The 15,137-nt window shown below is 55.9% G+C and carries 15 protein-coding genes and 1 tRNA gene; 11 read left to right on the top strand and 5 right to left on the bottom strand.

Annotated features, from left to right (window positions below; all coding sequences use genetic code 11):
- Positions 1-228: 228 nt before the first annotated feature.
- Together folK and folB are read right to left on the bottom strand one after the other, a co-directional pair.
- Positions 229-750: a 2-amino-4-hydroxy-6-hydroxymethyldihydropteridine diphosphokinase gene (folK, locus tag COA55_RS14725; RefSeq protein WP_063519279.1), complete on the bottom strand. Its 522-nt coding sequence runs from the start codon at positions 748-750 to the stop codon at positions 229-231.
- A complete protein-coding gene (folB, locus tag COA55_RS14720; protein WP_063519278.1) occupies positions 743-1,105 on the bottom strand; it encodes a dihydroneopterin aldolase in 363 nt (120 codons plus the stop codon). Before folB ends, folK begins: the two co-directional genes overlap by 8 nt.
- A 160-nt stretch (positions 1,106-1,265) precedes the next feature.
- Here folB and plsY point away from each other — a divergent pair, with 160 nt between their 5' ends.
- Positions 1,266-1,880, top strand: coding sequence for a glycerol-3-phosphate 1-O-acyltransferase PlsY (gene plsY, locus COA55_RS14715; RefSeq protein WP_290502748.1), 615 nt, complete (start codon positions 1,266-1,268; stop codon positions 1,878-1,880).
- Between the two features lie 162 nt (positions 1,881-2,042).
- Here plsY and tsaD read toward each other — a convergent pair whose 3' ends face one another.
- Positions 2,043-3,068, bottom strand: a complete 1,026-nt coding sequence (tsaD, locus tag COA55_RS14710; protein ID WP_290502747.1) for a tRNA (adenosine(37)-N6)-threonylcarbamoyltransferase complex transferase subunit TsaD — start codon at positions 3,066-3,068, stop codon at positions 2,043-2,045.
- Positions 3,069-3,226: 158 nt separating this feature from the next.
- On the opposite strand from tsaD, the gene rpsU reads away from it, so the two are divergent.
- Positions 3,227-3,442, top strand: a complete 216-nt coding sequence (gene rpsU / locus COA55_RS14705) for a 30S ribosomal protein S21 (protein WP_007148705.1) — start codon at positions 3,227-3,229, stop codon at positions 3,440-3,442.
- Between the two features lie 14 nt (positions 3,443-3,456).
- Complete coding sequence (locus tag COA55_RS14700) at positions 3,457-3,903, top strand: GatB/YqeY domain-containing protein (protein WP_290502746.1); 447 nt, start codon at positions 3,457-3,459, stop codon at positions 3,901-3,903.
- Positions 3,904-4,058: 155 nt separating this feature from the next.
- Here the strand turns inward: COA55_RS14700 and COA55_RS14695 are convergent, their stop codons facing one another.
- Positions 4,059-5,096, bottom strand: a complete 1,038-nt coding sequence (locus tag COA55_RS14695) for a hypothetical protein (protein ID WP_290502745.1) — start codon at positions 5,094-5,096, stop codon at positions 4,059-4,061.
- 366 nt (positions 5,097-5,462) lie between these two features.
- Between COA55_RS14695 and dnaG the strand changes: the two genes are divergently transcribed.
- From dnaG to COA55_RS14670, 5 genes are all read left to right on the top strand, one after another.
- Entirely contained in the window at positions 5,463-7,412 is a 1,950-nt protein-coding gene (dnaG, locus tag COA55_RS14690) for a DNA primase (protein ID WP_290502744.1), read from the top strand.
- Positions 7,413-7,547: 135 nt separating this feature from the next.
- Entirely contained in the window at positions 7,548-9,449 is a 1,902-nt protein-coding gene (rpoD, locus tag COA55_RS14685; protein ID WP_063518872.1) for an RNA polymerase sigma factor RpoD, read from the top strand.
- A 175-nt stretch (positions 9,450-9,624) separates the two neighbouring features.
- A tRNA-Ile gene (locus COA55_RS14680) sits at positions 9,625-9,701 on the top strand.
- A gap of 159 nt (positions 9,702-9,860) precedes the next feature.
- The gene (locus tag COA55_RS14675) at positions 9,861-10,961 is read left to right on the top strand and encodes a site-specific integrase (RefSeq protein WP_290502743.1); all 1,101 of its coding nucleotides are present in this window, start codon (positions 9,861-9,863) and stop codon (positions 10,959-10,961) included.
- Positions 10,962-11,052: 91 nt separating this feature from the next.
- Positions 11,053-11,319, top strand: a complete 267-nt coding sequence (locus COA55_RS14670; protein WP_289132215.1) for an AbrB/MazE/SpoVT family DNA-binding domain-containing protein — start codon at positions 11,053-11,055, stop codon at positions 11,317-11,319.
- Positions 11,320-11,456: 137 nt separating this feature from the next.
- On the opposite strand, the gene COA55_RS14665 is transcribed toward COA55_RS14670, so the two are convergent.
- Positions 11,457-12,407, bottom strand: a complete 951-nt coding sequence (locus COA55_RS14665) for a hypothetical protein (RefSeq protein ID WP_290502742.1) — start codon at positions 12,405-12,407, stop codon at positions 11,457-11,459.
- An 83-nt stretch (positions 12,408-12,490) separates the two neighbouring features.
- Between COA55_RS14665 and COA55_RS14660 the strand changes: the two genes are divergently transcribed.
- The 3 genes from COA55_RS14660 to repC are packed head-to-tail and all read left to right on the top strand — an operon-like array spanning position 12,491 to position 14,458.
- Positions 12,491-12,730, top strand: coding sequence for a DNA-binding protein (locus tag COA55_RS14660; protein ID WP_290502741.1), 240 nt, complete (start codon positions 12,491-12,493; stop codon positions 12,728-12,730).
- Positions 12,727-13,608 carry a helicase RepA family protein gene (locus tag COA55_RS14655; protein ID WP_290502740.1) on the top strand — a complete coding sequence of 294 codons (882 nt, stop codon included), beginning with the start codon at positions 12,727-12,729 and terminating at the stop codon, positions 13,606-13,608. The genes COA55_RS14660 and COA55_RS14655 overlap by 4 nt, the downstream gene beginning before the upstream one ends.
- Entirely contained in the window at positions 13,592-14,458 is an 867-nt protein-coding gene (gene repC / locus COA55_RS14650; RefSeq protein ID WP_290502739.1) for a replication protein C, IncQ-type, read from the top strand. The genes COA55_RS14655 and repC overlap by 17 nt, the downstream gene beginning before the upstream one ends.
- Positions 14,459-15,137: the final 679 nt, after the last annotated feature.

Raw genomic sequence — 15,137 nt, 5'->3', positions numbered from 1 at the left:
TCTCGGAAAGGGAACCACCCTGACCATCAAGACAAGACGAAACAGCTGCACGCTTCAGGCCACGCTGAGCATGCAAGGAGTTTTTCAGAGGTTCCTTAAGAGAGACGCAACACGCTTCACGCCACACGCTGCAACGCAAACCAGGGAACCCCGGTAAAACGCTCTGCACCGCTTCCCACAGGGGTGCAGGGACTCATTGGGAGAGAAGACGGCATATAAAAACCGCCGTTACTTATCCTCGAACGGCACCACCCACAAATCCTGCCCACTGAAATCTGCTGCTTTCAGCAATGCCTGATAAGACGTTTGGGTTTCCGGGTGCAGCGCATCCGGGGCCAGATCCACCAGCGGCTTCAACACAAAAGCATGTTTGAGAATTTCGTCGCGGGGCAGCTGGACGCCATCCACCTCACCCACGCGATCGTCGTAGGTAAGAATGTCGATATCCAGGGTTCGACTGGCAAACTTCTTCTCGCCCCGCACCCGACCATGGTCCTTCTCGATGCCTTTCAGGCAGGCAGTCAGCTCACCAACACTCAATGTCGTTTGCAGCCCTACCACCAGGTTATAAAAAGCATCGCCGTCGAACCCCACCGCTTCGCTTTCGTACACCGGGCTGATCGCCAATGGCGCGAACACCCGGGCAAGGGCATTCAGTCCGGAGCGAATATTGTGCTCACGATCGATATTGGAGCCCAGGCTGAGAAATACCTGAGCCTGAGACGCTTCACTCTTCAGCCCTTCACCCATCGGGACGCTCACCCCGCTCAATAATCACGCCTACATCCCGGGCCCCACGCAGAGCGCCCGGCTTGCTGAGCCGCAACTTCAGCCACGGCACCTGGAACTCGTTGAGCACCAGCTGTGCCACATTCTCAGCCAGAGTCTCAACCAGCTGAAACTCACTGCTTTCGATAAAGGCGATCAACCGCTTGCCAATAGACTTGTAATCCAGGGCGTCATCAATATGGTCCGACGCCGCGCCTTTACGGATATCCGCCGCCATTTCCAGATCCAGGCTCACGGTCTGGCGAATACGGCGCTCCCAGTCGAAAATGCCGATCACGGTATCCACTTTCAAATCATTGATATAAACAATATCCATACTCGATCTCTTGGCGTGGCATTCATTGGCGACAGCACCCTGGCGAATGAATCCCATTTCAGGTAATCAGATGTTACGCTTGCAGCGCAGGCAATAACGTCGTGCTGTGTACAATGTCACCCCGTGTATTACACAGCGATGCGAAGGGAGATTATAGCCGGTGCAAGCAGGGACATTACAGGAAGTCTGGTTCTGGTTACTGCCATTGTGCGTGGCCGGCTATCTGATGGGCTCCATTTCCAGTGCCATCCTGGTTTGCCGGCTGTTCGGCTACCCGGACCCGCGCACGGAGGGCTCCAATAACCCCGGGGCCACCAATGTGCTGCGCATCGGCGGCAAACCCGCCGCCGCCCTCACACTACTCGGCGACGTACTCAAAGGGGTGATCCCCGTAGTGCTGGCCCGCTATCTGGATATGGGCCCCTTTGTCGCGGCAATGGTCGGTGCTTTCGCCTTCCTGGGCCACCTGTATCCGGTATTCTTTCACTTTCAGGGCGGTAAAGGCGTGGCCACGGCTTTTGGGTTGCTGTTCGCCCTGCACTGGCCCAGTGGGCTGGTTGCCGGTAGCACCTGGCTGCTGGTCTTTGCGCTTAACCGTATCTCCTCCATCGCCTCACTCAGTGCCTTTGTGGTAGCGCCAGCTTGTATTTTCGCCTGGCTGCCCCAGGCCTTCGGGCCCATGCTGGCCCTGTCTCTGGTGATGATTGCCCGGCACCGCAGCAACCTGCAGAAAATCCTGCGCGGGGAAGAACTGGGGTTCAGGAAGAAAGACTGAGCCGCAGTGTAAAGTTGAAAGTTCAAAGTTGAAAAGCGCGTCAACGCGCCTCGGGTTTTGACAGGCATTGCCCGCGACATTACCCTCATCGCGGGCAGAGCATGGCAAAGCAGGACAGCCTAATCCGCGTTTAAACTTTGAACTTTAAACTTTCAACTGGGTTTACAGCCCCGCCAGCTCAGTCAGCGGCCACCTTGGGCGCACTTTGATCGGCAACTCCGCAGACTCACCCGCCTGCAAACGCAACGCCCCGGCAAAGGCAATCATGGCGCCGTTGTCGGTGCAGTATTGCGGCGCCGGGTAAAACAGTTCCACACCACGCTTGGCCATCTGCTCACCCAGCTTTGCCCGCAGGGAACGGTTGGCACTCACGCCACCCGCCATCACTAACCGTTTGTGTCCGGTCTGTTCCACCGCCCGGCGGCATTTGATCACCAGGGTATCCACCGCCGCTTCCTCGAAGGCGCGGGCAATATCGGCCCGATCCTGCTCGCTCAAGGCCTCTTTGCCACCCAGATCGTTAATGGTGTTCAGGGTGAATGTCTTCAGGCCGGAAAAGCTCATATCCAGCCCCGGGCGATCCGTCATCGGGCGGGGAAAACGAAACCGCCCTGCCGCGCCCTGCTGGGCCAGCCCAGCAATGCGCGGCCCACCCGGATACCCCAGGCCCATCATCTTGGCGGCCTTGTCAAACGCTTCACCGGCAGCATCATCCACCGATTCCCCCAGAATGGCGTAATTGCCCAGCCCCTGGGCATCCAGCAGCAGGGTATGCCCGCCACTGACCAGCAGCGCCACAAACGGAAACGCCGGCGCATTGGGTTCCAGCAACGGCGCCAACAGGTGCCCCTCCATGTGATGCACCGCCACCGCAGGCAGATCCCAGCCGAACGCCAGTGAACGGGCCACGCCGGCGCCCACCAGCAAAGCGCCAGCCAAGCCCGGACCAGCGGTATAGGCGATACCATCCAGCTGCTCGGGGTGGGTACCAGCCTGCTCCATCACATCACGCACCAGCGGCAGAACCCGCTGCACATGGTCACGGCTGGCCAGCTCTGGCACCACCCCGCCATAACGGGCATGCATCTCCACCTGACTATAGAGCGCCTGACCCAGCAGGCCCTGTTCGGTGTCATAGATGGCCACGCCGGTCTCGTCGCAGCTTGATTCAATACCCAATACGCGCATGGTGCTCAACCCTGTGAAATTGCGGCGCCATGATAGCGCCAGACGTCCGGATTTGCATTTATTCACCACTCAGGTAGAATCCCCGCCTCGCCGCACCCCGGGACCACCTGAGCCCGCGGCGAACCCATAAACTCTAATTTCTAGGAAGGTGATTCTTCATGCCTCAGGTGAAGGTGAAAGAAGGCGAACCGTTTGATGTGGCCCTGCGCCGTTTCAAGCGTGGCTGTGAAAAAGCGGGTATTCTCTCTGAAGTGCGTCGTCGCGAGCAGTACGAGAAGCCCACACAAGAGCGTAAGCGCAAGCGTGCCGCAGCCGTCAAGCGTCACCTTAAAAAACTGCAGCGTGAGCAACTGGCACGCAAACGTTTGTACTAAGGTATAAACGTCTGATGAGTGCGCTCAAAGAGCAGCTCACTGCAGCCATGAAAGACGCCATGCGTGCCAAAGAAAAGGCGCGTCTTGGCGTTTTTCGTATGGCGCTGGCAGCGATCAAGCAAATCGAAGTGGACGAGCGCATCGAGCCCGATGATGCCCGTGTACTGGCGTTGCTCGACAAGCTGATCAAGCAGCGCAAGGATTCAGCCACACAATACCGTGAGGCGGACCGCCCTGAACTGGCGGAAACCGAAGAAGCGGAAATCGTGATACTCCAGGAATTCCTCCCCACCCAGCTCACCGATGCCGAAATCGATTCCCTTATCGATGACGCCATGGCGCAAACCGGTGCGTCCGGTATGCAGGATATGGGCAAGGTGATGGGCATTCTCAAGCCGCAATTGCAGGGTCGTGCCGACATGGGCGCCGCCAGTGGCAAGGTTCGCGCCAAACTGGACTGAACCAGACTCCAGCAATAACACTCAAGCCTCCCCCTTATTCGTCTATTGACGACGAACACTGTTTCCCTGCGTCTACGATACGCACAAACACCGCAGCCTACCTGGATGCACCGTGGTCGGCTTAGACCGAAGGCCGTAAGCCGACAAGCAGCGATTTAACGGTAACCGCCAGCAAAGACCGGCTCCGCCACTCCCGCAGCGACCCCGTCAGGCTGCTGGGCGTCCACAAACTCGGCGGTAATCGCCGCCTGGGTGTCCATGTCTACGGTATCGGTGATGGTCGCCGGGTTGCCGGCCTGGTCCACGGTGCTGGCGGTGAGCGTCAGCGTGCCGTCGTCGAAGACATCCAGGTCCACATCGGGAATCGACCAGTGACCGCTGGCATCCAGCGTAGTGGTAAAGACCAGATCCCCATGGCCGGCGCCACTGACGGTCACCTCCACGTCGGCACCGGCCTGCACATCGGCAAAGGTGCCGCTGAGGGTGTTGTCCACCGCTTCCACCGCGTTGACCACATCATCAGTGCCAGTGGCGGCTTCCACATCCACACCACTGGCCAGCGTATCCTTGATGCTGTCGTCGGTGCCGGTAACCCGGTTGCCGTAAGGATCCTGGTAAGTGGCCACCGCGGTGAGCGGGCCTTCTGCCAGTGAACTCAGGTCTGCACCGGGCACTGAGAAGCGGCCATCCTGCACCACGGCCGTAAAGGTGACAGAGCCGCCCTGGGCATCCAGAACAATCACATCCACCACGGTGTCATCAAGAATATCGGTGGTAGTACCCACCAGATCCACCGCATCCTGCTCGAAACGGTTTACATAACCGTCGCCGCCATCCTGAATCCGGATACTGATGCCGGCATCGTTGGGGAGCAGGTCCGGGGGTGGACCCTGCTTGGCATCACGGGAACTCTCCCCGGCATCGGCTACACCACGGGTGTCATACCCGGAAGAAGGAATTTCGCCAGCACCATCGCGGGAAACATTGGTAAAGAAGGAGGCCAGCGAGGACTGGCTTGAAGAAGACGCCGGATCAGCCTCCGGGTTACTGTCCGGAAACTCCAGCAAAGGGACATCGGGAAGAACGGCTTCTCCGGGTTCCAACGGAACCAGAGAACCATCCTCCATCAACTTCCATACGACCCCATTCAGGTTCAAATACGCCTGAACAGCCACTGCACTTCCTTCTGCCATGGCTCCCGCCCTTATTGTAGTGACGTTATTGCATTATTCGGGTCTGAATTCCGTTCTACCAGCAATGTTCGTCTTAACATCGTTCATAAATTGTTGCGCAACAACAGCAATCCGGTATCCAATCCCGCGACCCGCTAACTCTGTCACAATGGCCAACTTTCTGGTTGAATACCGTCCCTTTCTGGCAGAAACCACCCGGCCTGTCTACACTACTATTGCTTCTCTGCCGGAAGAGATTTTCTGGACCTGTTCGACGGGGCACACATCCAGCCACGCCGTTTTTTGCTATCAGTCCACTTAACCGTTGCGCGCGAACGCCTGGCCAGGACTCGGCAGGCCGATTGAGATCACTTAACAGACCCTTATATGGCACGCATTCCGGAAAACTTCACACATGACCTGTTGGCTCGCACCGACCTGGTAGAGCTGATTGATGCCCGTGTGCCGCTGAAAAAAACCGGCCGCAACTACAGCGCCTGTTGCCCCTTCCACCAGGAAAAAACGCCCTCCTTCACCGTGGCTCCAGACAAGCAGTTCTATTACTGCTTCGGTTGTGGCGCCTCCGGCAATGCGGTGGGCTTCCTGATGGAATACGAGCATCTGAGCTTTCCGGAAGCAGTCAAACAACTGGCCAGCCGCGCCGGCATGGAAGTGCCCGAATCCCGGCCGGAAACCGCCGCCGACCGGCAAAAGAAGGACCGCCTTCAATCGCTTTACGACCTGCTTAGCCGCGCCGAGAAGTTCTACGCGCAGCAGTTACGCCAGGCGCCAGAGCGGCAAAAAGCGGTTAACTACCTTAAAAATCGGGGATTGAGCGGCGAAATAGCAAAAAAATTCGCGATCGGGTTTGCACCACCCGGTTACGATAATTTGATCAACGGTCTGTCACTCACCGAAACCAGCCTGGAAACCGCCCTCACCGGCGGCTTACTGGTGCGCCGGGAGGATAACGGCCGCACCTACGACAAGTTCCGTGACCGCATCATTTTCCCGATCCGCGATAGCCGCGGGCGCACCATCGGCTTCGGCGGCCGGGTACTCGGCGACGGCAAGCCGAAATACCTGAACAGCCCGGAAACCCCGGTTTTCCATAAGGGACAGGAACTTTACGGGCTGTGGGAATGGCGCCAGAGCCGCGATCGCAGCGACCGCCTCTATGTGGTGGAAGGCTACATGGACGTGATCGCACTGACCCAACACGGCGTGCCCAACGTGGTCGCCACCCTGGGCACCGCCACCACCGAAGACCACGCCCGCAAACTGTTTCGTCAGGTCAACGAAGTGATTCTCTGTTTCGATGGCGACAAGGCCGGCGTCCGCGCCGCCTGGCGGGCGCTGGAGTCCCTGTTGCCGGCTCTGGATGACGGCAAACAAGTACGTTTCCTGTTCCTGCCAGACGGCGAAGACCCGGACACACTCGTGCGCCAGCAAGGCCCCGAGGCGTTGCGAGCACTTACTGACAAGGCCGACGCCCTGTCCACTTACCTGTTCCGGCACCTGTCCGAAGGGCTCGACCTGGACACCGTGGACGGCCGCGCCCGGCTGGCCAGGCTGGCCCTGCCGTTTCTGGACAAACCCGCCGGCCCGGTTTATCGCGCCCTGCTCACCGAAGAGCTCAGCCGCCTTACCCGGCTGGACAAGGAATCGCTGATCCAGCTCAAACCCGCCCCGGCAGCGCCTCGCCCTACAGCACCCGCCGCCCCCTCAGAGCCTCCCCAGGATGCCACTGCGTACGGCTACGAGGACGCAGGCTATCCGCCGGCGGAGGACGACCCAGGCATGCCCTACCCGGAAGACTTCGGTTTTGCGGACGAGGGCAACCAGGGCAATGCCGGTTTCAACGGCGGCAGCCCCAATCGCACACGCCCCAACCCACGCCAGAACAGCGCCCGCAAAGGCCCGCTCACCCTGGCTGAACGCCTGGTGCTGGTGCTGCTGGATTACCCCTCACTGATTGACCAACACCCGCTGCCCGAGGGCATCGAAACCCTCCCGCTGCCGCATATCGACCTGCTGGTCCAGGTAGCCGGCCTGTGTCGGCAAAACCACAGCGCCGCCGCGCTGCTTGGCGCCCTGATGGCGCTGGAGCAGGGCGAAACTCTGTCTCGTCTGCTCAAGGCCAGCCTCAAGCCGCCCATGGGCGAAGAAATGGCCACCCGGCTCTGGCTGGATGCCCTGTCACAGCTGGAAGTCACCCGGCTGGAAGCCGCCTTGCTGGAAGTGGAACAGGCCGGCATGCCCGACCCGGCGCACTGGCAGGCGCTGCATAAAGCCCTGGCCGAAGCGCGCCAGCACGCCCGCAAACCCTTCGGCTAGCCCGGTCCGTGCCATACCCCCGGGGTTGCATTGACTGGCCGTAGCCCCCACATCCCGGTATAATACGCCGTTTTCCCACGCCACCATCACGCTGGCCAGCGCAAGCTTCCAGCACGACGTTACGGGCTTTATTGCATGACGACTCAAAAGCAGCAGCAACAATCTCAGCTGAAGCAGTTGATCGCACTGGGTAAGGAACAGGGCTACCTTACCTACGCCGAAGTGAATGACCACTTGCCGGATTCCATTACCGACACCGATCAAGTGGAAGACATCATTCAGATGATCAACGACATGGGCATTACCGTGGTGGAAAAGGCCGCCGATGCCGATCAGTTGACGATCGATGAAAGCGCCGACAGCACCGACGAAGTCGCCGCTGAAGAAGCCGCTGCTGTGCTCGCCTCCGTAGAAAACGAACCCGGCCGCACCACTGACCCGGTGCGCATGTACATGCGCGAAATGGGTACCGTGGAGCTGCTGACCCGCGAAGGCGAAATCGAAATTGCCAAACGCATCGAAGAAGGCACCCGTGAAGTCCTGCACGCCCTCGCCTTCTGGCCCGGCGCCGTCGACATGGTGATCGACGAATACGCCCGCGTGGAAAACGAAGAACGCAAGCTCACCGACATCATTGCCGGTTACCTGGATCCCAACGACGATGGCGCCGCGGCAACCAACGCCAACCGGGACCCAGCCTTTGCCGAGAAAGCCAAAAAAGCGGCAGAAGAAAAAGCCAAGGCCAAAGAAAAAGCCAAAGACGACGACGCTGATGACAAAGACAGCGACGACGATGAGGAAGAAGATGAAGGCGGCCTGGATCCGGTTCTGGCAGCAGAGCGTTTCGAAACGCTGAAAAAACTGCACGAAAAAGCCGAGCGCTCACTCAAGCGCAATGGTCGCGACCACGCCTCCAGCGCCAAGGCACTGGAAGCCCTGGCCGAACACTTCACCCTGTTCAAACTGGTGCCGCGCATTTTCGACGGCATGCTGGTGGGTGCCCGTGACAACCTGGATCTGGTGCGCAAATTCGAGCGTCAGATTATGTCTGCCACCATCCGCCGCGGCGGCATGGATCGCAAAGACTTCATTAAGGCGTTCCCCGGCAACGAAACCAACATGGATTGGATCGATGCCCAGCTGAAAACCAAAAAAGGCAAAGCCATCGCCGACAAACTCGGCGCAGTCAAAGAAGATGTGCAACGTGCCCAGCGCAAGATCGGCACCATCGAAGACATCATTGGTCTGCCCGTGGGCGACATCAAGGAAATCAACCGTCGCATCTCCATCGGCGAAGCCAAGGCCCGCCGCGCCAAGAAAGAAATGGTGGAAGCCAACCTGCGTCTGGTAATTTCCATCGCCAAGAAATACACCAACCGTGGCCTGCAATTCCTCGACCTGATTCAGGAAGGCAACATCGGCCTGATGAAAGCCGTGGACAAGTTCGAATACCGCCGTGGTTACAAGTTCTCCACCTATGCCACCTGGTGGATTCGTCAGGCTATCACCCGCTCCATCGCCGACCAGGCGCGCACCATCCGTATCCCGGTGCACATGATCGAGACCATCAACAAGATCAACCGGGTACAGCGTCAGATGCTGCAGGAAATGGGCCGCGAACCGACCCCGGAAGAGCTGGGCGTACGCCTGGAAATGCCGGAAGACAAGGTCCGCAAGGTACTGAAGATCGCCAAAGAGCCGATCTCCATGGAAACCCCCATCGGTGACGATGAAGATTCCAGCCTCGGCGACTTTATCGAAGACGGCAACATGGAATCCCCGGTGGACTCCGCCACCTCACTGGGCCTGGAAGAGGCCACCCGTGATGTGCTGGCCAACCTGACCGCCCGTGAAGCCAAAGTTCTGCGCATGCGCTTCGGCATCGACATGAACACGGACCACACCCTTGAGGAAGTGGGCAAACAGTTCGACGTGACCCGTGAACGTATCCGTCAGATAGAAGCCAAGGCGCTGCGCAAGTTGCGTCACCCCAGCCGCAGCGAACACCTGCGCAGCTTCCTGGACGGCGACCTGTAAAGAACGCCCGACGCTAGACGCCGGATGCCTGACGCTACCGGGCTGCTTCGCAGCCCGGCAAGCAAAACAAAAACAAACAGCCTTTCCCAAAATCAAATACACGTTATACTCTTCGCCCGCGCGACAACGCAGGCAAGTGTCAGGCGTCCTGCTTCAGGCGTCCGGCGACCTCTTCGGGCCTATAGCTCAGTTGGTTAGAGCAGTCGACTCATAATCGATTGGTCCCAGGTTCAAGTCCTGGTGGGCCCACCATTTCCTTACGCCAAACGCTTTATTTTTTCCTTTTAAATCATAAGGATAACAAAGCTGTAGCGGCAATTCCCTCTCAGCCATTTAGCCTGGCACCAATCGATTTCTCTCAAAGGTACAATTTCGGTACAGTGGCCGAATACAGCAGGGATCGATAAGGCTATGGCAACACTCGTCAAAACCCCTTCCGGCACATGGAAAGCCGTCATTCGCAAAACCGGGTTCCCCACGACCTCAAAGACCTTTCGCACCAAACGCGATGCGGAAGATTGGTCGCGTCGTACCGAAGATGAAATGGTGCGCGGCGTCTACATCCAACGTGCCCCCGCAGAACGAATGACCGTGGCGGACGCACTCAAGCGTTACCTGGCAGAAGTCTCCCCAACCAAGCGCCCCGCTTCTGCAGCCTGTGACCTACGGCACTCCAAGCCACTGATCAAAGGCCTGGGCAAATACTCTCTCGCCGCCCTGTCGCCTGAGATCATTGCCAAGTATCGCGATGAACGTCTCGCAGGCCAGGACCGCAAAGACGCCAAGGGCAATCCTGATCCCAAACCTCGATCCCCCAACACGGTAAGGCTCGACCTGGCGTTGCTCGGTCATATGTTCAATACCGCTATCAGGGAATGGGGAATCGGTCTGCCGGCCAACCCCGTGCAAAATATTCGTCGCCCTGCCCCACCTCCTGGACGAGAGCGCCGGCTAAGCCAGGCGGAAGAAGAGCGCCTGCTGGCTGAAGTCGATAGCCACTCCAATCCCATGCTTGGCTGGATCGTACGGCTGGCCCTGGAAACCGGCATGCGTTCGGCAGAGATCACCACACTACGGCGTAACCAGATCGACCTTAAACGGCGGGTTGTGCGCCTCCTTGAGACCAAGAACACCGCACCGCGAACCGTACCACTCTCAAGCACAGCGACGGCAATACTGCAGGAGGCCCAGGACAATCCCATCCGCCCCATAGATACAGACCTGGTGTTCTTTGGCGAGCCAGGCAGGGACGGACAACGCAGGCCTTATAACTTCAACAAACCCTGGCTAAAGGCGAAGGAAAGCATCGGATTGAAAGAGCTCCACTTCCACGACCTGCGCCACGAAGCAGTAAGCCGGCTAGTAGAAGGCGGGCTCAGCGATCAGCAGGTAGCCGCTATCAGCGGGCACAAGTCCATGCAGATGCTAAAACGATACACGCACTTGAGAGCGGAAGAGCTGGTAGATGAGCTGGATTCGATAGCCTCAAAGCGTGCAATAAAAAACCGATAATACCCAAAGCGACAAGCGCTTCAGTGAGAGGAAAAGCGCATGCTTCGATTTTACTGAACGGCCGTACCAACCGAAAGGAGGAGGCCTACTGATGAGCGACACAGCCAAACTTTTTATGAATGGCCGCAGCCAGGCAGTTAGACTGCCAGCCCGTTATCGTTTTGATACCGACGAGGTTTATATCCGACGCGACCCGGAAACAGGTGACATTATTTTGAGCAGCAAGCCCAATGGCTGGAGTGAGTTCTTTGCCATGCTGGATAAGTATTCAATGCCGTCAGACTTCCTCTCTGATCACAATCAAGGCGAACTGCCTGACAAGAGAGGCATTGATGGAATTGACAATAAAAGCTACTAACGAATACCAATATCGCATTAGAGCTAAAATTTAGCCGCTAAAGAATCTAACCTGACCTATTACGACTTCAACCAGAAGTCGCGAAACAGCCCCCTCTCCGCCCGAAAATTCACATCGAACAAAGACACGAGACGCCACTACGGCTTGTCGAGCCGAAGAATAGGGGACAGCCTAGAAAGGCTAGCGACCAGTTTGTGTACCGTTTGGGGCTTAATCCCTAGCATCCTTCCTACATCCGCCTGGGAAAGCCCCGCACGCATCAGAATGGCAATTTCCTTTTTCCTATCCGTTAGCCTCTCGTCAACCATACATCGAGCAAGATTTCTAATTTCGGCGTGCACTGGCGGCAGATTGATGTGTTGATTAATCAAGCAAAAAAAGTATCTATCGATAAGATCATTACCACTGCCAGAGCTTGGAAACTCTGGTTTAGCTCCCTGCCTATACAAGCGAGCTAGCTCCAAATCAAAAACGTTCTGGTTGTTCCTGACCCGCTTGTATTTGATATTCCAAGCACCACTAGGGAATCGAGGCTTATGCTCATGACAATAGCGAGAGCTCAAACGAGCCTTCTTGTCGCCCACATCCAAAAGCCCCTGATAATACATCGCAAACTCTGAGAGATTGCCGCAATATCGACAAAAACGCCCTCCCCTCTGAAGGTTAATCCCCTCCCCTGGACGCGTTTTCTTAGATGCTCTTTTATCTGCGCACTCGTAGCATAAATAGACAAGTGACTCCAAAGTATCAATGTGGACCTGGTTTTTCGAATAATCATTATCCAGCACCATGTCCCGCACGCAGTCACGAATGATTTGACTCATTCTATCAAAACCGACCTCATAACAAACCACACTGAAAGGCCTATCATAACCATAATGATAGAGTACCTGGACTTCCGAAACGGAAGCCCAATATGACTTAATCGAATCGTCGATCACATCACGAATCAAAGAGAAAAGAGGTTTTTTCCTAGAAGAAACAGAGAACCCCTCCCACCCAGAAAAAAACTCATTAATTGCATTTTTAACAACGGGATCGCACTCACCAACCACACAAAAATATTTTATTTTTTCAAAATCAGCCATAACCCACCAACCATCTAAATGTCATTAAAATCATACTACCGTAGCCTATGCGTGAATTGAAATTAATAACCGAAGGTTACGCCATGACAATTGAAGAAACACTTTTGAAAGTTTTTGGACCGCTTCTCAGCATCAGCCAACTCGCCAATATACTGGATCGCTCACCAGAGGGTTTACGAATCAGCTTAAGAAACAGCAGTGAGTGGGCAACACGAATAAATAAAACTCGTTTAAAAATTGGCCGCAGGGTTTACTTCCGCACTTCTGAAATTGCCCAGATTCTTAGTGAAGATAACGAGATTGATACACGGGGCTCTGTATGAAGCTAAACATACAAGCTGCTTTTGAAGATACACCACCAGAACTTGATTTTGTCTGGCCTGGGCTTTTAGCAGGAACAGTAGGAGCATTAATAGCACCTGGTGGAGTCGGGAAAAGCTTCTGGGCATTACAGGTAGCCATTAGCGTAGCCACTGGCGGATCAGCACCCGATTTAATAGATCTCCGCACAGATAAAGCCAGAAAAGTAATCTATCTAGCCGCCGAAGATCCAGGTGATATCTTAAGACTACGTCTCCATGCAATAGGCAAGGACCTCTCTCGATCAGAACGAATTCTGGCCAACAAGTGGCTATCCGTAATACCAATTGCGGGAACATCTATCGACGTAATGAGCGAAAAACATAGGGCAAAAATCGTCCAGGATTCCGAAGGGGGCAGACTCATAATTCTGGACACTCTTAGCCGTTTCCATCAACTCGATGAAAACAGTAATAGTGAGATGGCTCAGCTTCTTAGAAGCCTAGAAAGCGTGGCAGCAAAAGCAGGATCAGCCGTCCTCTTTCTACACCATAGCAGCAAGAGTGGCATTCGCGACGGTTATATTGATCAGCAGCACTCAGCACGGGGGGCATCATCACTAATCGACAACGCTCGCTGGTGCGGCTATATGGTTCCTATGACAGAGCGTGAATCTAATAGTCTCTCAGAAACCCCACTTGGTAATAGGCCTATCTGCCCTACAAATAGAAAGCGGTTTATTCGTTTTGGCGTCAGCAAACAAAATTACGGTGCTAGGCCTGATGACCGTTGGTACAAAAGAAACGATGACGGCCTACTAAGCCCCGTACAGCTATTTCCCATCTCACCCAAAAAATCAAAGACAAATAAATCAAAAGCAGCCAATGACTATTCTGGTTAATCACCATGGAGGTGAAGTGGACCATGCTCGTCAAGATCCCGCTCTGGCCCTGGTCGCACTATTCCGTCCCATCTTCAGAGGCCGTAGACCTGGTGGGACGACCATTGAACACGAGCATGACGGATTAAAGCTTAAGTTCAATGTATGGCAAGGGCTTGATAGTCGTGACCAGGCGGTTTTACTGGGCACCATTGGGCTCGCCGGCATGCTAAATGGAGCAGGTCAAGCTCCCAGGCTCGGAGCAGAAGCGGCCCACCCAAGGGGACAGCAATTGTGGCTTGATCTCGAACCATCAGAAAGTGCAGTGATGGACCGAGCAATCGTGGTTAAGACAACCCGCTACGCGCTAATACAGGCAGCAAGACTTGATGACAAGGGACGAAATTATGGGTTGCTTGAAAGCTGCCTGGAACGCCTCAGCATGGTAGGTTGCCGCGCTCGCAGGGACGGTTATGACTGGTCTATGCGGCTTCTCTCCTACGCCAAAACCCCTGAAGGACAAATTCATATTGCCTTGAATCCCCGCTTTGCTGAAGCGCTGTCCGGGCAGCATGTGCATGTATCGCTGACAGAGCGCCAAAAACTGGAGGGTGATACCGCAAAGATAGCCCATGCATGGCTATCGGCATGGTTGCGACAGGGCGGCCAAAACAGTATTCGGCTTGACCGGCTTGCCGAGAAGGTCTGGGGGCCTCCCGAGAAGGCCTCCACTAACCGTAAGCGCCGGGGACGAATTAGCGCAGCGTTGGAGGAAATTAACAGGCTGCCTGGCTGGGAAGTAACAATTCAGGGACGCGGCACCACACTCAAAGCCACTATAAAGCGTCCGCGACTAGCAAAGCGATACTAGTACCGGCCAAACGGTCACTTTTTACCGGCCAAACAGTCACGCTTTACCGGCCCAACGGTCACGTTCTTACTTCACAAAATTCACTGTAGCCCCCGCCATTACTGGTATACAGCGATCACATCGAATTCCGTACTAGGATATTACTAATAATAACTACGCTGCGCGCCCCAGTCCGCGCCTTTCAGGCACAGACAGGGCTCGCCAAGTGTCAGCTACGCTGACCATTCAACGCCAAGAAAAGGCGCACAACGCCAGAATACGCCTCTCACACCCCATCTTGGCGTTCAACCCGTCAGCGCAGCTGACACATTCCCACCTTTAGCGGCTAAAATGAGTTCTGCCAAGTACCACTGTAGCGGAGGGAAAAATGAACGACAGACCACCATATCGTCCTGACCATGGACCTAGACGACTTACCGAGCAGGAAATCCAGGAACTTCGGGAAGAGACTAAGCGGGACATCGAATGGGGGCTAGAGCAGCTTCGCCTTCGCAAGGCCCGTAAAAACGACAAACAGTCTTAGTCCTTTGCCCATGATAACCATCGTCAATTTAGCGGCTAAAGTATAATCATCCACAAGTGACAACGGAGGGGAAATGAACGACAGACCACCACCCCGCTCTGATCTTGGGCCAAGGCGGCTCACCGAGCAGGAAATCGAAGCACTTCGAGAAGAGGC

The organism is Alcanivorax sp. (genome assembly GCF_002733835.1).
Classification (GTDB): domain Bacteria; phylum Pseudomonadota; class Gammaproteobacteria; order Pseudomonadales; family Alcanivoracaceae; genus Alcanivorax.
This window is presented reverse-complemented; position numbering and strand designations above follow the sequence as displayed.

Excerpts from the sequence above, each read along its gene's own strand:
- folK (WP_063519279.1), bottom strand. The coding sequence starts at position 750 with ATGGGTGAAGGGCTGAAGAGTGAAGCGTCTCAGGCTCAGGTATTTCTC.
- folB (WP_063519278.1), bottom strand. The coding sequence starts at position 1,105 with ATGGATATTGTTTATATCAATGATTTGAAAGTGGATACCGTGATCGGC.
- tsaD (WP_290502747.1), bottom strand. The coding sequence starts at position 3,068 with ATGCGCGTATTGGGTATTGAATCAAGCTGCGACGAGACCGGCGTGGCC.
- rpsU (WP_007148705.1), top strand. The coding sequence starts at position 3,227 with ATGCCTCAGGTGAAGGTGAAAGAAGGCGAACCGTTTGATGTGGCCCTG.
- COA55_RS14700 (WP_290502746.1), top strand. The coding sequence starts at position 3,457 with ATGAGTGCGCTCAAAGAGCAGCTCACTGCAGCCATGAAAGACGCCATG.
- COA55_RS14695 (WP_290502745.1), bottom strand. The coding sequence starts at position 5,096 with ATGGCAGAAGGAAGTGCAGTGGCTGTTCAGGCGTATTTGAACCTGAAT.
- dnaG (WP_290502744.1), top strand. The coding sequence starts at position 5,463 with ATGGCACGCATTCCGGAAAACTTCACACATGACCTGTTGGCTCGCACC.
- rpoD (WP_063518872.1), top strand. The coding sequence starts at position 7,548 with ATGACGACTCAAAAGCAGCAGCAACAATCTCAGCTGAAGCAGTTGATC.
- COA55_RS14675 (WP_290502743.1), top strand. The coding sequence starts at position 9,861 with ATGGCAACACTCGTCAAAACCCCTTCCGGCACATGGAAAGCCGTCATT.
- COA55_RS14670 (WP_289132215.1), top strand. The coding sequence starts at position 11,053 with ATGAGCGACACAGCCAAACTTTTTATGAATGGCCGCAGCCAGGCAGTT.
- COA55_RS14665 (WP_290502742.1), bottom strand. The coding sequence starts at position 12,407 with ATGGCTGATTTTGAAAAAATAAAATATTTTTGTGTGGTTGGTGAGTGC.
- COA55_RS14660 (WP_290502741.1), top strand. The coding sequence starts at position 12,491 with ATGACAATTGAAGAAACACTTTTGAAAGTTTTTGGACCGCTTCTCAGC.
- COA55_RS14655 (WP_290502740.1), top strand. The coding sequence starts at position 12,727 with ATGAAGCTAAACATACAAGCTGCTTTTGAAGATACACCACCAGAACTT.
- repC (WP_290502739.1), top strand. The coding sequence starts at position 13,592 with ATGACTATTCTGGTTAATCACCATGGAGGTGAAGTGGACCATGCTCGT.